We start from the raw sequence: 18,848 nt of genomic DNA, 5'->3' as shown, positions 1-18,848 counted from the left end.
CGGCTCGGGCGCGTCGACGATCCGGGCGCCGTACAGCCGACCGAGAGCCATGACGGATACCAGCCGACAGCACCGCTTCGCGACCCGGGCCATCCATGCCGGCGCGGCGCCCGATCCCGCCACCGGCGCGCGGGTCCAGCCGATCTACTTCACCAACGGCTTCGTGTTCGATTCCACCGAGCAGGCGGCGGACATCTTCGCGGGCCGCCGGTCCGGGTTCTCGTACTCGCGCGGGTCGAACCCGACGGTGGCCGCCCTGGAGCGCCGGGTCGCCGACCTGGAGGGCGCCAAGGCCGGCGTCGCGGTCTCCTCCGGGCAGTCGGCGATGATGCTGGTGCTGATGACCCTGATGAAGAGCGGCGACGCCTACGTGGCCTCGCCGCGGCTGTTCGGCGGCTCGCTGGGCCTGATGCGCCGACTCGACGGCCGCTACGACCTGAAGCCCCGTTTCGCCGCCGGCATGCGGCCGGAGGATTTCGAGGCGGCGATCACGCCGGAATGCCGGGCCATCTTCTGCGAGTCGATCGTGAACCCGTGCGCCTCGGTGGTGGACCTCGACGGGATCGCCGCGGTAGCTCGTCGCCACGGCCTGCCCCTCGTGGTCGACAACACCCTGGCCTCGCCGGCCCTGATCCGGCCGATCGAGCACGGTGCGGACATCGTCTGGCACTCGACCTCGAAGTTCTTGAGCGGTTCGGGCCAGACCATCGGCGGCATGATCTGCGATGCCGGCTCCTTCGACTGGACCCGGACCACCGGCTACAACCTGATCACCGACCCCTGGCCGGACTACGACGGCTTGGTCCTGACCAAGAGCTTCCCCGAGACGCCCTTCGCGGCGGCCTGCCGGTTCTTCGGCCTGCGCGATCTCGGCCCCGGTCTGTCGCCGATGAACGCCTTCCTGACCCTGATGGGCATCGAGACCCTGCCGTTGCGCATGGAACGCCACTGCGCCAACGCGCGGGCCGTGGCAGCCTTCCTGCAGGACCACCCGGCGGTGGCCTGGGTGAGCTATCCCGGACTGCCGGGGCAGATTGGGGAAGACCTCGCCCGGCGCTACACCCCGCAGGGACCGGGCTCGATCTTCACCTTCGCGCTGAAGGGCGGTGAGCCGGCGGCCCTGGCGTTCATCGCCGGGCTCGAACTGATCTCGCACCTGGTCAACATCGGCGAGATCAAGTCGCTGGCGATTCACCCGTCCTCGACGACGCACCGGCAATTGCCCGAGGGCGAGAAGGCCGCCGCGCAGGTCGGCCCCGAGACCGTGCGTCTCTCGATCGGCCTGGAGAACGAGGCCGACCTGATCGCCGACCTCAGCCAAGCCCTCGACAAGCTCGGCTGAGAGGGGATCGCTCCCCTCCCCTCTGTTGGCCCGATGTGGAGCGGTGCTACCGCCGCCGCTCCAGGATCGACACGTAGTTGGCCACCGCGGCCCCGCCCATGTTGAAGATCCCGGCCAGGTTCGCGCCTGGGACCTGCATCTCGCCCGCCTCGCCCATGAGCTGGAGGCAGGCCATCACGTGCATCGAGACGCCGGTGGCGCCGACCGGATGGCCCTTGGACTTCAGCCCGCCCGACGGATTGATCGGCAGCCGGCCGCCCTTCTCGGTCAGCCCCTCGCGGACGACGCGATAACCCTGGCCGGGTTCGGCCAGCCCCATCGCCTCGTACTCGATGAGTTCGGCGATGGTGAAGCAATCGTGCGTCTCCACGAACGACAGGTCGTCGTTGCCGATCCCGGCCTGCGCGCGCGCCTTCTCCCAGGCGAGCCGGGCGCCCTTGAACGCGGTCGGGTCCCGGCGCGACAGGGGGAGGATGTCGTTGACGTGCGCACGGGCGCGGAAGCCGACGGCGCGGGCCAACCCTTCCGCCGTCTCGGCATCGGCCACCACCAGGGCGGCGGCGCCGTCGGAGATCAGCGAGCAGTCGGTGCGCCGCAGCGGTGCCGCCACGTAGGGGTTCTTCTCGGAGACTTTGTTGCAGAACTCGAAGCCCAGGTCTTTCCTGAGCTGCGCGTAGGGGTTGCCTACACCGTTGCGGTGGTTCTTGGCGGCGATCCGGGCCAGTTCCTCGCTGCGGTCGCCGTAGCGCTGGAAGTAGCCGGCCGCGATCCGCCCGAACACGCCCGCGAAGCCGCCCTCGATGTCGGCCTCCTCTTTCCGGTAGGAGGCGCCGAGCAGGATGTCGCCGGTCTCGGCCACGGATTTCGCCGTCATCTTCTCGGCGCCGACCACCAGGGCGATCCGCCCGCGGCCGCTATCGACGAAATCGAGGGCCGCGTAGAGCGCCGCCGAACCGGTGGCGCAGGCGTTCTCCAGATGCGTCGCCGGTGCATGGGCGAGGCCCGGCCGAGTGAGCGCGACTTGCGACCCCTCGAAGCCCTGCTTCGAGAAGCCGGTGTTCATGACGCCCACATAGATCCCGTCGACCTGGGAATCCTCGACGCCGGCATGAGCCAACGCCTCGCCGGACACCCGCGCGATCAGGCCCTCGACATCCGGCTCCTCGAGCTTGCCGAACGGTGTGTGGGCCCAGCCCACGATACAGGCGCGCGTCATGCTCTTCGACTCCTCCCGATCCTTCACCGAACGATGGCCCCGGCGTGCCCGGGGATCAAGCGGCCGGCCTCAGCCCGGCTCGCCCTCCCCGATCAGGAAGTCGAAGTCGCATCCCTCCGGCGCTTGCGTGACGGTGCGCCGGTAGAGTGCCTTGTAGCCACGCTTGGGAGCGGGCGGCGGTTGATGGCCGGCGAGGCGGCGGGCGATCTCGGCCTCGTCCACCAGCAGGTCGATCCGCTTGTCGCGGATCGACAGGCGGACCCGGTCGCCGTCGCGCACGGCTCCGAGCGGACCGCCGATGGCCGCCTCCGGGGCGATGTGCAGCACGATCGACCCGAAGGCGGTGCCGGACATCCGGGCGTCCGAGATCCGCACCATGTCCTTCACCCCCGCCCTGGCGAGCTTCTTGGGGATCGGCAGGTAGCCCGCCTCGGGCATGCCGGCGGCGTGCGGCCCGGCATTCTGCAGCACCAGCACATCCCCCGGCGCCACGTCGAGGTCCGGGTCGTCGATTCGGCGGCTCAGGTCTTCGAGGCCGGTGAACACCACCGCTCGCCCCTCGGATTCGAACAGCTCCGGCGTCGCGGCGGCGCGCTTGAAGATCGCTCCGTCCGGGGCCAGGTTGCCGCTGAGCGCCACTAGGCCGCCTACCGGGGAGACCGGATCGTCGAAGGCTCGGATCACCGCGCGGTCGACCCAGCCGGCCGGTTCGTCCAGACGCTCGGCCAGGGTGCGGCCCTCCACGTCCACGGTGTCGAGATGCAGGAGCGGGCGCAGCTCTCGCAGCAGCGCACCCATGCCGCCCGCGGCGTGGAAATCCTCCATGTAGCCCTCGCCCACGGGCTTCAGGTCGACCAGCACCGGGGTCTCGTCCGAGATTTCGTTGAAGCGCCCGGACGGGATGCGGATTCCGAGGCGCCCGGCGATGGCCGTGAGGTGCACGATGGCGTTGGTGGAGCCCGATACCGCCATCAGGACCCGGATCGCGTTCTCGACCGATCTCTGCGTGATGACCTGCGCCGGCGTGATCTTGGTCTGGATCAGCCGCACCGCGGCGCGTCCGGTCTCTTCGGCGGCCACCAGCCGGTCCGAATGCACGGCCGGGATCGCGGCGGTCCCGGGCAGCGACATGCCGAGCGCCTCGGCGATGCAGGCCATGGTCGAGGCCGTGCCCATCACCGCGCAGGTGCCGGCCGTGACCGAGAGCCGGCCCTCGACCTCGGCGATTTCCTCCGAATCTACCGTTCCAGCCCGGTACTTGGCCCAGAAGCCCCGGCAATCCGTGCAGGCGCCGAGCCGCTGGCCGCGATGACGGCCGGTGGACATCGGGCCGGTCACGACCTGGATCGCGGGCAGGCCGGCCGAGGCCGCCCCCATGAGCTGAGCCGGCACGGTCTTGTCGCAGCCGCCGATCAGGACCACCGCATCCATCGGCTGGGCCTGGATCATCTCCTCCGTGTCCATGGCCATGAGGTTGCGGTACATCATGCTGGTCGGGTTGAGGAAAACCTCTCCGAGCGACACGGTCGGGAACGGCAGCGGCAGGGCCCCGGCAGCCAGCACCCCGCGCGAGACCGCCTCGACCAGTTCCGGCATGCCGCGATGGCAGTTGTTGAACCCGGACGGCGTCATGGCAATGCCGACCACCGGCTTGTCGAGGAGCGTGCGCGAGATGCCCATGGACCGGGCGAAGGAGCGGCGCAGGTAGCGGGCGAAATCGCGATCGCCGTAATTGGTCAGACCCCGGTCGAGGCCGTGGGGTTCGGCGGTGACGGCGTCTTCGCTCATCGCTTCGATTCCTGAGACGGGTTTCTGCTCAGCGCAGGTGAAACGCGATCCAGGCGACCGCGCCGAATACCATGGCGGTGATCAACCATTGCGCGAATACGCGATAGCGGATTCTCACGCCGCGAAAAGCTCCGGATGGCGGGCGCGCAGCGCCAGGACCAGCGTCAACGTCTTGAGATCGGTGAGTTCGGCCCGGTCCGCCATCCCGGCGAGGTCAGCGAGCGGCATTTCCACAATCCGGATGTTCTCGTGCTCGCCCTCGGCGCCGCCGCCGTCCTCGGCGCGGTCGGCCTTGCCGTAGGGGGCGAGGTAGAGATGCAGCTTTTCGGTGGTCAAGCTGGCGCAGGAATAGGTCGCGCCGACGAATTCGAGCGCGTGCAGGCGCAAGCCGACCTCCTCCAGCACCTCCCGGCGGCCGTTCTCCTCCGGGCTGCCGTCGTCGATGAGGCCGGCCGGCGCCTCCAGTTGGACCTGCTCGCCGGCCGCGAACAGGGGTGGCACCCGCAGCTCCCGCACCAGCGTGGCGACCCGCCGCTCCGGATCGTAGGGTAGAACACCAACCGAATTGCCGTGATCCTCGATCTCGCGCTCGACCACGGCGCCGTCTGCGAGACGCACCTTGGCGATCCCGAATCGGCTCCAGCCCTCGTGGACGAACCGGACGTCCAGGATCTCGGCTTTCATGACGTATCCCCGCCCGTGGGCCGCCGCGCGGCACAGAAAGCCCTACACCAGGATGGGCAATCCGGTTCCGAAGGAGGTGCTGCGCATGTAACGCTCAGGCACGGCGGCTTTCGGCCGACACGCGCTCGGGCCGCTCGCGGCTCGACCTGGTTCGCTAGGGCTGTTTAGGGAGGAAAGTGGTGCCGGAGGAGGGATTTGAACCCCCGACCTTCGCTTTACGAAAGCGCTGCTCTACCACTGAGCTACACCGGCAACCGGCGAGATCGGCGCACCGATCTCGAACCTCTGCCCCGAGCGCCCCGAGGGCCGTTCGAGCCAGACATCCGTGACGGTTTGCGCCGTCCCGGACGTGGCAGGCTCATAGCGGTCCGACCGGCGCAAGGCAAGGCCGATGGTCGGATGAAGACCCTCAGGCCTGACGATCGGCAGCCAGTTCGTCCAGCAGGAACGCCCGCACCTCCCCCCGGTCGATCCCTGGAGCGATGAAGCTCTGGCCGATGCCGCGGGCAAGGATGAAGGTCAGGGCGCCGTCGCGGACCTTCTTGTCCTGGGCCATCGCTTCGAGGATGGCGTCGGCGTCGCCGCATCCGCCCGGAACCGCCTGGAGGCGGGTCGGCAGGCCGGCGAGCGCCAGGTGGTTGGCGACGCGGCCGGCATCCTGCCCGGCGCAGAGCCCGAGCCGGGCCGAGAACCGGAAGGCCAGGGCGAGACCGATCGCGACGCCCTCTCCATGGACCAGCCGGGCCGACTCGTAGCCCGTGAGCCGCTCCAGGGCGTGCCCGAACGTGTGTCCGAGGTTGAGCAGCGCGCGCTCGCCGTCCTCGCGTTCGTCCCGGGTCACCACGCTGGCCTTGGCTCGGCAGCATGCGGCCACGGCCTCGTCACGCTCCGGACCGCCCGCGAAAATCCCGCGCCAGTTGGCCTCGCACCAGTCGAAGAAGCCGGCATCGGCGATCAGCCCGTACTTGGCGACCTCGGCGTAGCCGGCACGCATCTCGCGCTCGGACAGGGTGTCGAGGGCCCCCGTGTCGGCCAGCACCAGGCGCGGCTGATGGAAGGCGCCGACCAGGTTCTTGCCGAGCGGCGCGTTGATCCCGGTCTTGCCGCCCACCGAGGAATCGACCTGGGCGAGCAGGCTGGTTGGGACCTGCACGAAGCGTACGCCCCGGCGCAGGGTGGCAGCCGCGAAACCGGCGAGATCCCCGACCACGCCGCCCCCGAGGGCGACCACGAGATCGCCGCGTTCGACCTTCAGCGCCAGCAGGCCGTCGCAGACCTGCGCGTAGCCCGCGTAGGATTTCGAGCTTTCGCCGGGCGCCACCGTGACGAAACCCGCGTTCAGGCCCGCCCGCTCCAGGCTGTCGCGCAGCCGCTCGCCATAGAGCGCCCCGACATTCTCGTCGGTGACGATCGCCGCCCGCCGGCCCCCGAGGGCCGCCACCTGCGCGCCGGCCGTCTCGATCAGGCCACGCCCGATCAGGATGTCGTAGTCGCGCCCGGCATCGAGGGGCACGTGGACCGTCAGGGGAACCGGTTGGGTCGATGGCTCGGTCACGGACAGGCTCGCTTGGGCGTCACTGGGCGGCGATGGGGCGCGGGGCGGCGGCATTCATGTGGGCGTCCAGCGCCTCCAGCACGTCCTGGACGACCCGGTCGTGCGAGACCTCCCGGGAGATCACCACCACGTCGGCGGCCGCGTAGACCGGGTGGCGGACCGCCATCAGGTCGCGCATCGTCGCCTCGGGATCGTCGGTGTGGAGCAGGGGCCTGTTGCCGCGCTTGCGCACCCGCCGCATCAGCACGTCGAGATCGGCCTTCAACCAGACCGAGATGGCGGATTCCCGGATGCGCACCCGCGTCGCCTCGCGCAGGTAGGCGCCGCCGCCGGTGGCCAGCACGAGGGGGCCGGCGCGCAGGAGGCGCGAGATCACGCGCTCTTCGCCGTCGCGGAAGCTCGGCTCGCCGTAGATCGCGAAGATATCGGGGATGGTCAGGCCGGCCGCCGCCTCGATCTCGCTGTCGGCATCCTTGAAGATCAGTCCGAGCCGACTGGCCAAGCGCCGGCCGACCGTGCTCTTGCCCGCCCCCATCAAGCCGACGAGCACGATCGAGCGCAGGCCCAGCGCCCGGCGCAGGCGCGCCTCGATCGGTTCCCCGACGTCCTCTTCGTTCATCGACGGCAGCATCGCATGATCGTGGCGTCTCCGGCTCCCTATCGCCGCCCCGTACGCGCCTCGCCGGGGGGCTTCCAATCCTGTGCCAGGCTCTTAGCGCGATTCAAGCGGCCTGCGAAACGCATCGCTGTGTCCTTCCAGGCCTTGTCAGCGCCGTGATCGCATGTTCGAAACCGAGCCTTCGTGACATTTCGGGGGAGATTTCCGCGCGCTCCCTCCCCGTCGACTGCGCTCGTCTGCCCGAGGTTCGACCGACGTGCCGACCCTGTTCCGTTTCTTCGCTACCCTCGCGATCCTGGCCGGCCTCGTCTTCGCGGCGATGTTCGCGCTGGCCAACTTCGTGGTGCCGACCCCCCGGGAGATGACCGTGACCATCCCGGCCTCGAAGCTCCAACCGGGCAGCCGTTGAGCGCGGCCGTCGCCGGCGGCGCGGCTCCACCCCCGTCCCCGGGGGTCGCCGCCTATCTCGACATGCTGGCCGCCGAGCGCGGTGCCGGCGCCAACACGCTGGCCGCCTACAGGCGCGACCTCGACGATTACCTCGCCTATCTCGGGCGCGCGGGCATCCCGCTCGAAGAGGCCGATACGCACAGTCTCCGGGCCTTCGTGGCCGACCTGGAGACCAGGGGGTTGATGGCGTCGTCGGCGGCCCGGCGCCTATCGTGCGTGCGCGGCTTCCACAAGTTTCTCTACGCTGAGGGATACGCCGAGGCCGATCCGAGCGTCGCCGTCTCGGGGCCGCGCCGGGGCCGCACGCTCCCGAAAGTGCTGTCGATCGCCGAGGTGGACGGGCTTCTTGCCACCGCCCACGCGGCGGCATCCGCCGACGAGCAGCCCGGCCCGGCGCGCCGGGCCCGCCGGATGGTCTGCCTGCTCGAGCTTCTCTACGCGACCGGCCTGCGCGTCTCGGAACTCGTCGCCCTCCCGCGCACCGCCGGCGCCACCCGCGAGCGCTACCTGTTCATCAAGGGCAAGGGTGGCCGAGAGCGTCTCGTCCCGCTGACGGAGGCGTCCAGGGCCGCGATGACCGCCCACCTCGCTGCGGTGCCGGAGGAGTCCCCCTGGCTGTTTCCCGCCGACAGCGACAGCGGCCACCTCACCCGGCAGGCCTTCGCCCGCGACCTCAAGGCCGTCGCGCTGGCCGCGGGCTTGCGCCCCGACCGCGTCAGCCCGCACGTCCTGCGCCACGCCTTCGCCAGTCATCTGCTGCAGAACGGGGCCGACCTGCGCATCGTTCAGGAGTTGCTCGGCCACGCCGATATCTCGACGACGCAGATCTACACGCACGTCCTCGATGAACGCCTGAAAGCGATGGTACGAGATCTGCACCCGTTGATGGATGGCTGAACGTCGCAGAGGATCTGTGGCACGTCCGCGGTCCACGAGAATTGTACAGGTTTGACGAACTGACTAAGAGTGCCCTTCGGCATACCGGTACGATAGGCCGCCTTTACCAGAGAGAGTCCACCCCATGTCAGGCCCGACTGCTCCGCAGAGCGGCGCTGCGCCAACCACCAAGGCGGGTCAGGCGTCCGTCGACCAGCTATCGCAGCGGGACCGGCAGCGTCTCGACAACCAATTGTGCTTCGCGGTCTACGCCGCCGCGCACGCCTTCGGCCGTGCCTATCGCAACCTCCTCGGCCAGCACGAGCTGACATACCCGCAATATCTCGTCCTGCTGGTCCTGTGGGAAGAGGACGGCCTGTCGGTCAAGGAGATCGGCAACCGCCTGTTCCTCGATTCCGGGACCCTGACGCCGTTGCTCAAGCGCCTGGAAGCCTCCGGTCGCGTGCGGCGCGCTCGCGACCGGGCCGACGAGCGGCAGGTCAGCATCTTCCTCACGCCCGCCGGAGCCAAGCTGCGCGACGTGCTTGCCTGCCTCCCCGACGAGGCGGGCGACAGGACCGGCCTGAACGTGCAGGGCCGGAAGGATCTGCTGAACGATCTGGTGACCCTGCGGCTCGGGCTTCAAGCCGGGCTGATCCCAGAATAGCACGCCGTCTCGAGCCTCGATCCGCTCATCGGGCGGTCCTGAACGACGGAAGGCACCCGCGCGGCTGCGCGGATGCCTTCGTTTGGAGGTCAGACCTTGGAGCGAGGGCTCAGGACTGCGTCTTGAGGTAGGCGATCACGTCGTTGATCTTCTTGTCGTCGGGGTAGCCCTGGAAGATCATCTTGGTGCCGGGCACCTTGGTCTTCGGGTTCTTCAGCCACTCGTGAAGGTTGGCCTCGTCCCAGGTGATGCCGGAATTCTTCAGCGCGGCGGAGTAGTTGTAGCCCTCGTAGGTGCCGGCCTTGCGCCCGACGACGCCCTTCAGGTCCGGACCGACGCCGTTCTTCTGAAAGTTGTGGCAGGCCTTGCACGGGGCGAACGCCTTCTCGCCGGCAGCCGCGTCACCGGCCTCCTGGGCCTGCGCGGAGAACGGGAGCAAGGCAGCGAGAACGGCGCCGAGAATGAGTGAACGCATGGATTTCCTCCTTTTGGCCGCTGTCGCGGCAGCGTTTAAAACAGAGCTTTCCTGCCTGGAACAGCTCTAAATGATTACACGCAGATGGTGCAACGGCCTAGCCTCGCGAGGTCGTCGTCCCGCCGCATGCGCTGGCGACCAAACCTTCAACGGCGGGGCCCGCCCTCGGCGGCCTGCGGCCGATGGAAGCTGGATCGGGATGGGGCGACAGCGCCCGGTGTCGGCTGGGCGGTTGCGCTCCGCTCAGGCGAAGTCATAGACAAGGCCGTCGCCTCGCGTCCTTCGCGGCGCCGGGAGTGCCCACGATGACCTTCCGCGTCCTGGCGATCTTTGTGACGCTCTGCGGTCTTGTCGGAATCGTGATCGCGCTCGTCGACGAGCCGGATCGCTTGTCGGTCGCGGTGGGCAAGCTCGGCGAGGGCGGCATGTGGACGGCGCTGGCCGCCTTCGTGGGGATCGCGGCCTTGCTCGGCTACCGGCGACGCGACACGGGACGACCGCATCGACCTTTGGGACGTCGTCGCTGAGGCGCAGTCTCCCCGCTCAAAGTCCGTAGAAACCGCGATACCAGGCGGCGAAACGCGCGATGCCGAGATTCAGCGGTGTCGCCGGCCGGAAGCCGGTGTCGCGGGCGAGGTCGTCGATATCCGCGAAGGTGGCCGGCACGTCGCCGGGCTGCATCGGCAGCAGGATCGTCTCGGCCTTGCGTCCGAGCGCCTCCTCGAGAAGCGCGATCATCTGCATCAGCTCCACCGGCCCGTTGTTGCCGATGTTGTAGATCCGATACGGCGCCGCGCTGGTGCCCGGATCCGGATCCGCTCCGCTCCAGTCCGGGTTGGCCGCGGCCGGTCTTTCGGCCAGGGCGGCGATCCCCTCGACGATGTCGTCGATATAGGTGAAGTCGCGCCGCATCCGGCCCTCGTTGAACACCTGGATCGGTTCCCCGGCCAGGATCGCGCGGGCGAACAGGGACATCGCCATGTCCGGTCGGCCCCAGGGTCCGTACACGGTGAAGAAGCGCAGGCCGGTGGTCGGCAGCCGGTAGAGGTGGCTGTAGCTGTGGGCCATCAGCTCGTTGGCCTTCTTGGTGGCCGCGTAGAGGCTCACCGGATGGTCGACGTTCTGGTGGATTGAGAACGGCATCGCCGTGACCGCCCCGTAGACCGAGCTCGATGACGCGTAGAGCAGGTGCTCGACGCCGCCGTGGCGGCAGGCCTCGAGGATATTGAGGAAGCCGACGAGGTTGCTCGCCGCGTAAGCCTGCGGGTTCGTCAGCGAGTAGCGCACGCCGGCCTGCGCGGCGAGGTGGACGACGGTTCGAAAGCCGTGCCGGACGAACAGCGCATCGAGGCCGGCCGTGTCGGTCAGGTCGAGGCGCGCGAAGCTGTAGCCCGGGAACGGATCGAGGCGCCGGAGCCGCGCCTCCTTCAGGCCGACATCGTAATAAGCGTTGACGTTATCGAGGCCCACGACCTGCCGGCCAGCCTCCAGGAATCGCAGCGCGAGCGCGTTGCCGATGAAGCCGGCGACGCCCGTGATCAGGACAGGGGGCAGGGACATGATCGGACGCCGAGGGCGGGCCGTCCCGCAGGGGTCGGCGCTCTCTATCACGGGCAGGCCGACGATTCACCCGCGCCGGCTTCCTCAATAGAGGTGTCTTGTGACGCGAGCCCGGCGGCGCCTATCCTTCCGATCCGTGACGACCCACCACAGACCACTGCCGGACAGCCTGACCCGCATTCTCGCTGCCCCTCCCGGCGGTGCGCGCGGCGCGGCGCGGTCATCCGCGGAGTCTCGCGCCGACGGACCTGGGCAGGTCTCGGCGCACCATGCGCTGGAATCCGCGCTCCTACGCGGCTTCGTCTACGTGACCTCGGGGCTGGTCTGGCTCCTCGTCCTCGGCCTGGTCGTGCGTCACGTCATGCGCTGAGCGCCGGACTGCCGGGTGGTGGCCTGTGGATATCGAACGACTCGCAATTGTTCGGCTTCGAAGACTGGTAAGTCCGCGGCCAAGTCGGGTATTGGGCGACGCGAGAGCGGGGCGCCGTGATCCCGGCCCATCGTACCGGGCGGGACTGTCGACAAGGATCGGACGATGTCTCTGACGGGGCGATTCTGGTTCCGCAAATCCTGGACGGGGCGACTCGTCCTGCTGGTCGAGGAGGTGCGGCCGCGCTGGTTCGGTCGTGGCGCCGGAAAGCCGCGCTGGCGCAACGCCCGACTGATGGACTTCGCGGAGCCCGAATTGCGGCCGCTGATGGCCATGGAGAAGCTCCACCGCACGGGGGGCGCCTCCGCCACCGTGCACACCCTCCGACCGGTCGCCGCCGCTCCGGCGCGGAGCGCCGCCAACGGCTGAGTCCGGTTGCTGATTGCGGCCGCCTCGATCCCCATCTGGTGCCTGCCGCCCCGCGGGGGCGGTCGACACCCGGGGTTGAAGGCCATGCCGCGCTACTTCTTCCACACGCAGATCGGCGACGACGTGATCACCGATGCGACCGGCGTCGCTCTGCGCGATCCGGATCAGGCCTGGGAGAAGGCCCAGGACACGATCCGTGCGGCCCTGGCCGAGGCCCGGGATCAGGCTAGGCTCCTGACCGCCTGCCTGGTGGTCACCGACGAAGCCGGCGACGTCGTTCTGGAATTCCCGTTCAGCGAGGTCGTATCGCTGCCGCCGGACGCGGATCCGACCCTGCATTGAGCGCCCCGCCCCGCGCGCCCTACATCGCGGCGGCCGTCACACGAGGAGCGCCGCCCGAATGGATTCGCCACCGAACGACCTCGACACGCATGCGCTCGGCAAGGCCGCGCCCGGAAAGGGTCTGGCCCGCGAGGCCTGCCCCTATGCCGAAGGCACCGAAGCCCGAGACCGCTGGCTTGCGGGCTACGACGAAGCCGTCTCCGATGGCGCCGAGCCGGTGACGGGGGGAATCGCCAAGCATCCGCCGGCCGGGGAGCCGACTCGCTGATGGATGCCACGACGCAGGTACACGCCGCCGCACCGGCCCACCCCGGCCTCGACCGCAAGGCGGTCGGGGCCGTGGTGCTCGGCAACGCCCTCGAATTCTACGATTTCACGGTCTACGCGTTCTTCGCGAAACCGATCGGCGAAGCATTCTTTCCGGCCACCGACCCGACGCACAGCCTGCTGGCGTCGCTCGCCCTGTTCGGCGTCGGCTACGTGATGCGGCCGATCGGCGGCGTGCTGATCGGCGCCTTCGCGGATCGGGCCGGGCGAAAGCCGGCGATGCTGATCACCATCGCGCTGATGGCGCTCGGCATGCTGATGCTGGCCGCATGCCCGTCCTACGCGGCGATCGGCGGCTGGGCACAGGTGATCGTCATCGCGGGCCGTCTCATCCAGGGCCTCGCGCTCGGCGGCGAGGTCGGCCCGTCCACCGCCTACCTGCTCGAGGCGGCGCCGCCGGCCAAGCGTGGCTTCGTCACCAGCTGGCAGATCGCCAGCCAGGGCTGCGCGGCGCTGTTCGCCGGCATCATCGCGACCATCCTGGCCCTCGTGGTCGGCGATCAGGCGATGTCGGCCTGGGGCTGGCGGCTGATGTTCGCGCTCGGCCTCTGCGTCGTCCCGGTCGGCCTCGTGATCCGCAGCCACCTGCCCGAGACCGCCGGCGCCGAGGAGGATCCCAACGCGGCCCCCTCGACCCTCGCGGTGGTCGGGCGTCTCCTGCGCGAGCACGGCCGCCTGCTGGGCCTGACCTTCCTGGTCATCGCTGCCTCCACGGTGTCGAACGCCGTCGGCACCAACATGCCGGTCTATGCCGGCGCGACCCTGGGCCTGAGCGAGACCGCCGCGACCGCGGTGCCGATCGCGCTGGGTCTCGCCTCGGTGATCTTCCCGCTGCTGGGCGGCTGGCTGGCGGACCGGGTCGGACGGCGCCCGGTGATGATCTGGCCGCGGGCGCTCATCCTGATCCTGGCGGTCCCGGCCTTCGCCTGGGTGGTGCGATCCCCGAGCGCCATGAGCGTCTACGCCGTGACCTTCCTGCTCTCGGCCCTCTCCTCCATCAACGCCGCGGCGGTGATCGTCGGGATTCCGGAGGCGCTGCCGCGGGCGGTGCGCAGCGCCGGGCTGTCGATCGTTTACGCGCTCTCGGTCTCGGTCTTCGGCGGCAGCACCAACTACGTGATCAACTGGCTGATCGCCGCCACCGGCGACCGGCTCGCCCCGGCCTATTACCTGGCGGCCTTCAGCTTGGTCGGGACGATTGCGGCCTTCCTGCTGCCCGAGACCCGCGGCCGGGACCTGGACGCCGACGTGGAAGCGTAGCCGCGGATGTGCGCTCCCGCACGGCCCGGAAGCGGGGCCGCGCGGGAGCCCGTCTTCGGCGCTAGGTCTCGGCCGGAGCCGGGCCTAGACCGCGCCCATGCCCAGTCCTTCCGAGACGCGCCGCCCGCTGGTCCTCGCCGCGGTGATGGCGGCGATGTTCATGATCGCCATCGAGGCGACCATCGTCTCGACCGCGATGCCGCAGATCGCCGGCCAGCTTGGCGACCTCCATCTGTATGCCTGGGTGTTCGGCTCGTTCCTGCTGACCCAGACCGCAACCACGGTGGTGTTCGGCAAGCTGTCCGATCTTTACGGGCGCCGCCCGGTCCTGCTGTTCGGCATCGCCGTGTTCCTGGCCGGCTCGCTGCTGTGCGGGCTCGCCTGGTCGATGCCGTCGCTGATCCTGTTCCGCCTCGTCCAGGGCGTCGGGGCCGGCGCGATCCAGCCGGTGAGCCTGACGGTCATCGGCGATCTCTATCCGGCCCGGGAACGCGGCAAGGTCCAGGGTTATCTCGCGAGCGTGTGGGGCATCTCGTCGGTGGCGGGCCCCCTGGTCGGCGGCTTGATCATCGGCCATCTGAGCTGGCCGTGGATCTTCTGGATCAACCTGCCCGTGGGGCTCGTCGCGGCGAGCCTGTTTTTGGTCTACCTGCGGGAAAGCGTCGAGCGGCGCAGCCGGCCGATCGACGCGTTGGGTGCCGCCCTGTTCACCGCGGCCATCGCCGCGCTCATGATGGCGCTGACGGAGGCCGGCACGTCGGCTTCGGCGGCCCTGTGGCCGGCACTCGGCTTTGCGGTGGCGGCCATCCTGTTCGTGCTCCAGGAGCGCCGCGCCGCCGACCCGATGCTCGATGTCCGCCTGTGGATGCAGCGCCCGATCGCGACCACCAACGCCGCGACGCTGCTCTCCGGCATGACCGTGATCGGGCTCACCGCGTTCCTGCCGATGTACGTCCAGGGCGTCCTTCGGCAGTCGCCCCTGATCGCCGGATTGACCCTCACGCTGATGGTGCTCGGCTGGCCGATCGGGGCCACCACGGCGGCCCGCAACTTCGTGCGCTTCGGCCTGCGCCCGACGCTGCTGGTCGGCGCGACGCTGCTGCCGCTGGGCGCCACCGCGTTCGTCGCCCTGGGTTCGGAGTCCTCGCCGATCGTGGCCGCCTGCGGCTCGATCGTGATGGGGCTCGGCATGGGCTTCCTGTCCACCGCCGCCATCGTGATCATCCAGGACAGCGTGGCCTGGGCGCAGCGCGGCGCCGCCACCGCGTCGAACATTTTCGCGCGCAACCTCGGCTCGACCCTGGGTGCCACGGCGCTCGGCGCGGTGCTGAACTACCGGCTGGCCCATCCGGCAGACGGCTCACCGGTCGATTCTGGCCAGCTCCGGAGCCTCCTGGAGGATCCGGGCAGCCTCGGCGCCGGCGGCGACGCCATCCGGCACGGACTCCAGCATGCCCTCCACGGCACGTTCTGGACGGTCTTCGCGGTGGCTCTGCTGACCCTGGTGCTGGCGCTGTTCGTGCCGCGGATCACGATCTCGGACGCGCCGCGCGAACTGGCCGTGGAATAGGGATCCGACGCGTTGCCGCGACCGGCGCTCAGCCCGACATCGCGTGGATAGGCGTCTCCGGCACGACCAGCTGAAGACGCTTCAGAGGTTGCGGCGTGTCCCGAAGATGGTATGATACTTTCATACCCATCGACGCGAGAATCCGCATGGCTGCGTCCGAGAAGCGAACCTTCAGCCTTCCTGCCGAGCAGGCCGCGTTCATCGATGCACAGGTCAAGACCGGTGCGTTTGCTAGCGCCAGCGAGGTGGTGCGGGCCGGATTGCGTGCCCTTCAGGAGCGTGACGCCGCCGTCGAGCGCTGGCTGCGCGAGGAAGTGGTTGCGACCTACGACGCGATGAGAGCGCATCCCGAGCGCGCCATCTCGTCGGAGGGCATGGCCGAGCGGATGCGCCTTCGTCATGAAGCGCGGATTCGGCCTGGGACGTGAAGCGGCGGAGCATTATCTACGCGCCTGCTGCCGGTGACGACCTCGATTGGATCTACGACACCATCGCGCAGGCCGGCACGCCCGCCATCGCGTCGGGCTTCGAACAGAGCATCCGTGCGTTCTGCGAGGGGCTTGAATACGGCGCCGAGCGCGGGACCTTGCACAGCGAACTTCGCCAAGGCCTGCGCACGATCGGCTTCGCACGGCGTGTCACGGTTGCCTTCACGGTCGAGGATCGCCGCGTCGTGATCCTGCGCATTTTCTACGGCGGCCGCGATTGGGAAGCGGATTTCGGCTGACCGGAGATGCCACCGGCAAAAGGCGCCGCGCGCCGCAGCCCCGACCAAGCGTCGGATTCGACGGGCCGGAAATCCGGTTTCCAGTTTTCAGCCTCTTGCTCTACCGTCCGTCCATGCCCCTCGTGCCGCCTCCGCGCCCCGCAGCCTCGCCTGCGGCGGATATTCCGCCGACCAGCGTGCTCACCGCCAACCAGCCGGAATGGTCGGTCGGCGAGCTCGCGGGCGCGCTCAAGCGGACCCTGGAGGACGCGTTCGGCCATGTGCGCCTGCGTGGCGAAATCTCCGGCTATCGCGGCCAGCACGGCTCCGGCCACGCCTACTTCTCCCTGAAGGACGGCCAAGCGCGGATCGATGCCGTGGTCTGGAAGGGCGTGTTCGGGCGCCTGCGCCAGAAGCCCCAGGAGGGGTTGGAGGTCGTCGCGACGGGCCGCATCACCACCTTCGCGGGAAAATCCTCGTACCAGATCGTGGTCGAGAGCCTCGAGCCGGCGGGTCTCGGCGCCTGGATGGCCCTGCTGGAGGAGCGCAAGAAGCTGCTCACCGCCGAGGGGCTGTTCGCTCCGGAGCACAAGCGGGCCATCCCTTACCTGCCGCGCGTGGTCGGCGTCGTCACCTCGCCCACCGGGGCGGTCATCCGGGACATCCTGCATCGGTTGGAGGACCGCTTCCCGCGCCCCGTGCTGGTCTGGCCGGTACGGGTCCAGGGTGACGGTGCGGCCGAGGAGGTCGCGGCCGCGATCCGCGGGTTCAATGCCCTGGCCCCGGACGGCCCCCTGCCCCGGCCGGACGTGCTGATCGTCGCCCGCGGCGGCGGCTCCATCGAGGATCTGTGGGCGTTCAACGAGGAATGCGTGGTCCGCGCCGCATTCGAGAGCGCGATCCCGCTGATCTCGGCGGTCGGGCACGAGACCGACACCACGCTGATCGACTACGTCTCCGACCGCCGGGCGCCGACGCCGACGGGGGCCGCCGAGATGGCCGTCCCCGTCCGGGCCGACCTGATCGCCACGGTGGCCGACCTGTCCGCCCGGGCGGTCGGGGCGGTCGGCCGGCGGGTCGAGCGCGACCGGTCGGATCTGCGGGCCCTCGCGCGTGCGCTGCCGAGCGCCGATGCGTTGCTGGCGGCCAAGCGCCAGCGCCTCGACCTCGCCGAGGCACGGCTCGCTCCGGCCCTTGCGGCCGGGGCCAGCCGCCATCGCGCGCGCCTGCAGCTCCTCCTCGACCGGATGGCCCGGCGCTCGCCCGACGTGGCGCTGGCGAATGCCCGGGCCCGGCTGGCGCGGATCGACCACCGGCCGCTCACCGCCCTCCGCAACGACGTCCAGCGCAAGGGCGAGGCTCTGGCCCAGCTCGGTCGGCGCCTGGTCGTCGCCCGGGATGCCAGCCTCGAGCGGGCGCGGGCGCTTCAGGCACGCCGGGCCGATCGCCTCGTCGCGCTGTCCGATCGCCTGACGCAGGCCGGCCTGCGGGGCGTCGAGCGCCGCCGCGACCGGCTCGAAGCCCTCGCCCATCTCCTCGGATCGCTCAGCTACCGGGCCGTGCTGGAGCGGGGCTACGTCCTCGTCCGCGACGCCGCAGGCCTTCCGGTCCGCCACGCGGCCGATGCCGCCGCCGCCAGTCGCCTCAGCCTGCAATTCGCCGACGGGACGGTGAACGTCGTGCCGGACGGGACGCCGGACCCGTCCGTATCCGCAAAGTCGGCGCGGCGGTCCGCACGGACGGAGCCGGCCGCGACGGGAAAGCGCGCGCAAGCGGGCGCCCCCGCGGTGACCCGGCAGGGTTCGCTGTTCGACGCCTGAGGCCGTTTCAGGCCGGCTCCGGCCCGACCCGGTAGTGATACCGGTACAGCTCCCGCTCGAAACCCTTCCCCCGGTACAGTGATCGGGCCGGCGTGTTGGCCGCCGCCACCTGCAGACAGGCCGCGCGGGCGCCCTGCGAGCGGGCCCAGCGCAGCAGCGCGCCCACGGCCCGCCGGGCATGGCCCCGTCCCCGCAGCCTCTCGGGGGTCGCCACGGACTCGATCACCAGCAGGTCGCCGTCGCACACGCCGAAGGCCAAGGCCCCGATCTCACCCCCGATCTCGCCCTCGCTCGCCACGGCCGCGAAGGCCCGAGGGAGGATCAGCGCCTCGACGGTGGTGCGAAAAGCCTGGGCGGCGGCGGGATCCGCCCGGTTCATGGCGTCCCGGAGGGCCAGCCAGGCAGCATCGGGATTGCGCGCGAGCGTGACCGCCGGGTCCGGCTCGTCATAGAATCCGTCGAGTTCCCGGAATAGCGTGCAGGTCTCGTCGACGACGGCGTAAGGGCCGCCTGACAGCAGCGGCTCCATCTGCGGCGCGATCCCCGGAATCCGGAAGATCGCCCGGCGTCCGAGCGCGGCGTAGACGGCCTCTCCGGCCCGGATCGCCAGCTCGGGCCGGCCGCTGCCGCGCATCGGATTCATGGAGTTCTGCCGCTTCGAGGTGCCGCCGGCTGCGCGCAGCAGATAGCCGTGAACCAGGAGCTGGCGCGGGCTCGGCCAGGCGTTGAGGCAGGCCTCCTCGACCCGCCAGGCCAGATCGATCTTCGACATCGTGTGAGTCTCCGCGGGCT

Annotated in this window: 22 protein-coding genes and 1 tRNA gene; 14 read left to right on the top strand and 9 right to left on the bottom strand. The window is 70.0% G+C overall.

The genetic code is table 11. From position 1 onward, the window contains the following. Positions 1-49 precede the first annotated feature (49 nt). The gene (locus tag FV242_RS04470) at positions 50-1,342 is read left to right on the top strand and encodes an O-acetylhomoserine aminocarboxypropyltransferase/cysteine synthase family protein (RefSeq protein WP_147905736.1); all 1,293 of its coding nucleotides are present in this window, start codon (positions 50-52) and stop codon (positions 1,340-1,342) included. Positions 1,343-1,388: 46 nt separating this feature from the next. Here FV242_RS04470 and FV242_RS04465 read toward each other — a convergent pair whose 3' ends face one another. From FV242_RS04465 to FV242_RS04440, 6 genes are all read right to left on the bottom strand, one after another. Further along, entirely contained in the window at positions 1,389-2,558 is a 1,170-nt protein-coding gene (locus FV242_RS04465) for an acetyl-CoA acetyltransferase (protein WP_147938079.1), read from the bottom strand. 69 nt (positions 2,559-2,627) lie between these two features. Next, on the bottom strand, positions 2,628-4,346 hold the full coding sequence (locus FV242_RS04460) for an IlvD/Edd family dehydratase (protein WP_147938078.1): 1,719 nt from the start codon (positions 4,344-4,346) through the stop codon (positions 2,628-2,630). A 114-nt stretch (positions 4,347-4,460) separates the two neighbouring features. Further along, positions 4,461-5,030, bottom strand: a complete 570-nt coding sequence (locus FV242_RS04455) for an NUDIX hydrolase (RefSeq protein WP_147905733.1) — start codon at positions 5,028-5,030, stop codon at positions 4,461-4,463. Between the two features lie 177 nt (positions 5,031-5,207). Next, positions 5,208-5,282 (bottom strand) — tRNA-Thr (locus FV242_RS04450). Between the two features lie 157 nt (positions 5,283-5,439). After that, a complete protein-coding gene (aroB, locus tag FV242_RS04445) occupies positions 5,440-6,585 on the bottom strand; it encodes a 3-dehydroquinate synthase (protein ID WP_147938077.1) in 1,146 nt (381 codons plus the stop codon). Between the two features lie 19 nt (positions 6,586-6,604). Continuing rightward, entirely contained in the window at positions 6,605-7,204 is a 600-nt protein-coding gene (locus tag FV242_RS04440; protein ID WP_246692242.1) for a shikimate kinase, read from the bottom strand. Positions 7,205-7,460: 256 nt separating this feature from the next. Here FV242_RS04440 and FV242_RS04435 point away from each other — a divergent pair, with 256 nt between their 5' ends. From FV242_RS04435 to FV242_RS04425, 3 genes are all read left to right on the top strand, one after another. Beyond that, entirely contained in the window at positions 7,461-7,613 is a 153-nt protein-coding gene (locus tag FV242_RS04435; protein ID WP_147896272.1) for a histidine kinase, read from the top strand. Beyond that, entirely contained in the window at positions 7,610-8,551 is a 942-nt protein-coding gene (locus FV242_RS04430) for a site-specific tyrosine recombinase XerD (RefSeq protein ID WP_147938076.1), read from the top strand. The genes FV242_RS04435 and FV242_RS04430 overlap by 4 nt, the downstream gene beginning before the upstream one ends. Positions 8,552-8,675: 124 nt before the next feature. Next, entirely contained in the window at positions 8,676-9,197 is a 522-nt protein-coding gene (locus FV242_RS04425) for a MarR family winged helix-turn-helix transcriptional regulator (RefSeq protein ID WP_187278325.1), read from the top strand. 109 nt (positions 9,198-9,306) lie between these two features. Here FV242_RS04425 and FV242_RS04420 read toward each other — a convergent pair whose 3' ends face one another. After that, the gene (locus FV242_RS04420) at positions 9,307-9,672 is read right to left on the bottom strand and encodes a cytochrome c family protein (protein ID WP_147905729.1); all 366 of its coding nucleotides are present in this window, start codon (positions 9,670-9,672) and stop codon (positions 9,307-9,309) included. A gap of 305 nt (positions 9,673-9,977) precedes the next feature. Between FV242_RS04420 and FV242_RS04415 the strand changes: the two genes are divergently transcribed. Then, positions 9,978-10,199: a hypothetical protein gene (locus tag FV242_RS04415; RefSeq protein ID WP_147938075.1), complete on the top strand. Its 222-nt coding sequence runs from the start codon at positions 9,978-9,980 to the stop codon at positions 10,197-10,199. A 16-nt stretch (positions 10,200-10,215) separates the two neighbouring features. Here the strand turns inward: FV242_RS04415 and FV242_RS04410 are convergent, their stop codons facing one another. Further along, positions 10,216-11,232, bottom strand: a complete 1,017-nt coding sequence (locus FV242_RS04410; protein ID WP_147938074.1) for an NAD-dependent epimerase — start codon at positions 11,230-11,232, stop codon at positions 10,216-10,218. A 136-nt stretch (positions 11,233-11,368) separates the two neighbouring features. Here FV242_RS04410 and FV242_RS04405 point away from each other — a divergent pair, with 136 nt between their 5' ends. The 9 genes from FV242_RS04405 to xseA all read left to right on the top strand — a co-directional run bounded on the left by FV242_RS04405 (position 11,369) and on the right by xseA (position 18,056). Further along, the gene (locus FV242_RS04405; RefSeq protein WP_147938073.1) at positions 11,369-11,602 is read left to right on the top strand and encodes a hypothetical protein; all 234 of its coding nucleotides are present in this window, start codon (positions 11,369-11,371) and stop codon (positions 11,600-11,602) included. 165 nt (positions 11,603-11,767) lie between these two features. Beyond that, positions 11,768-12,031, top strand: coding sequence for a hypothetical protein (locus FV242_RS04400; protein WP_147905725.1), 264 nt, complete (start codon positions 11,768-11,770; stop codon positions 12,029-12,031). Between the two features lie 84 nt (positions 12,032-12,115). Further along, positions 12,116-12,373 (top strand): hypothetical protein, encoded by a 258-nt coding sequence (locus tag FV242_RS04395; protein ID WP_147852874.1) that lies wholly within the window; start codon positions 12,116-12,118, stop codon positions 12,371-12,373. A gap of 58 nt (positions 12,374-12,431) precedes the next feature. Next, positions 12,432-12,641, top strand: coding sequence for an Rmf/CrpP family protein (locus tag FV242_RS04390; RefSeq protein WP_147852873.1), 210 nt, complete (start codon positions 12,432-12,434; stop codon positions 12,639-12,641). Then, positions 12,641-13,960 carry an MFS transporter gene (locus FV242_RS04385; RefSeq protein WP_147938072.1) on the top strand — a complete coding sequence of 440 codons (1,320 nt, stop codon included), beginning with the start codon at positions 12,641-12,643 and terminating at the stop codon, positions 13,958-13,960. The genes FV242_RS04390 and FV242_RS04385 overlap by 1 nt, the downstream gene beginning before the upstream one ends. Positions 13,961-14,057: 97 nt before the next feature. Beyond that, a complete protein-coding gene (locus tag FV242_RS04380; protein ID WP_147938071.1) occupies positions 14,058-15,530 on the top strand; it encodes an MDR family MFS transporter in 1,473 nt (490 codons plus the stop codon). Between the two features lie 146 nt (positions 15,531-15,676). Next, positions 15,677-15,958 (top strand): type II toxin-antitoxin system ParD family antitoxin, encoded by a 282-nt coding sequence (locus tag FV242_RS04375; protein WP_147905722.1) that lies wholly within the window; start codon positions 15,677-15,679, stop codon positions 15,956-15,958. Beyond that, positions 15,955-16,257, top strand: a complete 303-nt coding sequence (locus FV242_RS04370; protein WP_147938070.1) for a type II toxin-antitoxin system RelE/ParE family toxin — start codon at positions 15,955-15,957, stop codon at positions 16,255-16,257. The genes FV242_RS04375 and FV242_RS04370 overlap by 4 nt, the downstream gene beginning before the upstream one ends. A 113-nt stretch (positions 16,258-16,370) precedes the next feature. Continuing rightward, positions 16,371-18,056, top strand: coding sequence for an exodeoxyribonuclease VII large subunit (xseA, locus tag FV242_RS04365; RefSeq protein WP_147938069.1), 1,686 nt, complete (start codon positions 16,371-16,373; stop codon positions 18,054-18,056). A 7-nt stretch (positions 18,057-18,063) separates the two neighbouring features. Here xseA and FV242_RS04360 read toward each other — a convergent pair whose 3' ends face one another. Continuing rightward, a complete protein-coding gene (locus tag FV242_RS04360; RefSeq protein ID WP_147938068.1) occupies positions 18,064-18,828 on the bottom strand; it encodes a GNAT family N-acetyltransferase in 765 nt (254 codons plus the stop codon). Between the last annotated feature and the right edge of the window lie 20 nt (positions 18,829-18,848).

Origin of the sequence: Methylobacterium sp. WL64 (genome assembly GCF_008039945.1) — a bacterium.
Classification (GTDB): domain Bacteria; phylum Pseudomonadota; class Alphaproteobacteria; order Rhizobiales; family Beijerinckiaceae; genus Methylobacterium.
This window is presented reverse-complemented; position numbering and strand designations above follow the sequence as displayed.

Bases quoted from the DNA above. Each gene is read 5' to 3' on its own strand.
- FV242_RS04470 (WP_147905736.1), top strand. From the start codon at position 50: ATGACGGATACCAGCCGACAGCACCGCTTCGCGACCCGGGCCATCCAT.
- FV242_RS04465 (WP_147938079.1), bottom strand. From the start codon at position 2,558: ATGACGCGCGCCTGTATCGTGGGCTGGGCCCACACACCGTTCGGCAAG.
- FV242_RS04460 (WP_147938078.1), bottom strand. From the start codon at position 4,346: ATGAGCGAAGACGCCGTCACCGCCGAACCCCACGGCCTCGACCGGGGT.
- FV242_RS04455 (WP_147905733.1), bottom strand. From the start codon at position 5,030: ATGAAAGCCGAGATCCTGGACGTCCGGTTCGTCCACGAGGGCTGGAGC.
- FV242_RS04440 (WP_246692242.1), bottom strand. From the start codon at position 7,204: ATGAACGAAGAGGACGTCGGGGAACCGATCGAGGCGCGCCTGCGCCGG.
- FV242_RS04425 (WP_187278325.1), top strand. From the start codon at position 8,676: ATGTCAGGCCCGACTGCTCCGCAGAGCGGCGCTGCGCCAACCACCAAG.
- FV242_RS04420 (WP_147905729.1), bottom strand. From the start codon at position 9,672: ATGCGTTCACTCATTCTCGGCGCCGTTCTCGCTGCCTTGCTCCCGTTC.
- FV242_RS04415 (WP_147938075.1), top strand. From the start codon at position 9,978: ATGACCTTCCGCGTCCTGGCGATCTTTGTGACGCTCTGCGGTCTTGTC.
- FV242_RS04410 (WP_147938074.1), bottom strand. From the start codon at position 11,232: ATGTCCCTGCCCCCTGTCCTGATCACGGGCGTCGCCGGCTTCATCGGC.
- FV242_RS04400 (WP_147905725.1), top strand. From the start codon at position 11,768: ATGTCTCTGACGGGGCGATTCTGGTTCCGCAAATCCTGGACGGGGCGA.
- FV242_RS04395 (WP_147852874.1), top strand. From the start codon at position 12,116: ATGCCGCGCTACTTCTTCCACACGCAGATCGGCGACGACGTGATCACC.
- FV242_RS04390 (WP_147852873.1), top strand. From the start codon at position 12,432: ATGGATTCGCCACCGAACGACCTCGACACGCATGCGCTCGGCAAGGCC.
- FV242_RS04385 (WP_147938072.1), top strand. From the start codon at position 12,641: ATGGATGCCACGACGCAGGTACACGCCGCCGCACCGGCCCACCCCGGC.
- FV242_RS04380 (WP_147938071.1), top strand. From the start codon at position 14,058: ATGCCCAGTCCTTCCGAGACGCGCCGCCCGCTGGTCCTCGCCGCGGTG.
- FV242_RS04375 (WP_147905722.1), top strand. From the start codon at position 15,677: ATGGCTGCGTCCGAGAAGCGAACCTTCAGCCTTCCTGCCGAGCAGGCC.
- xseA (WP_147938069.1), top strand. From the start codon at position 16,371: ATGCCCCTCGTGCCGCCTCCGCGCCCCGCAGCCTCGCCTGCGGCGGAT.
- FV242_RS04360 (WP_147938068.1), bottom strand. From the start codon at position 18,828: ATGTCGAAGATCGATCTGGCCTGGCGGGTCGAGGAGGCCTGCCTCAAC.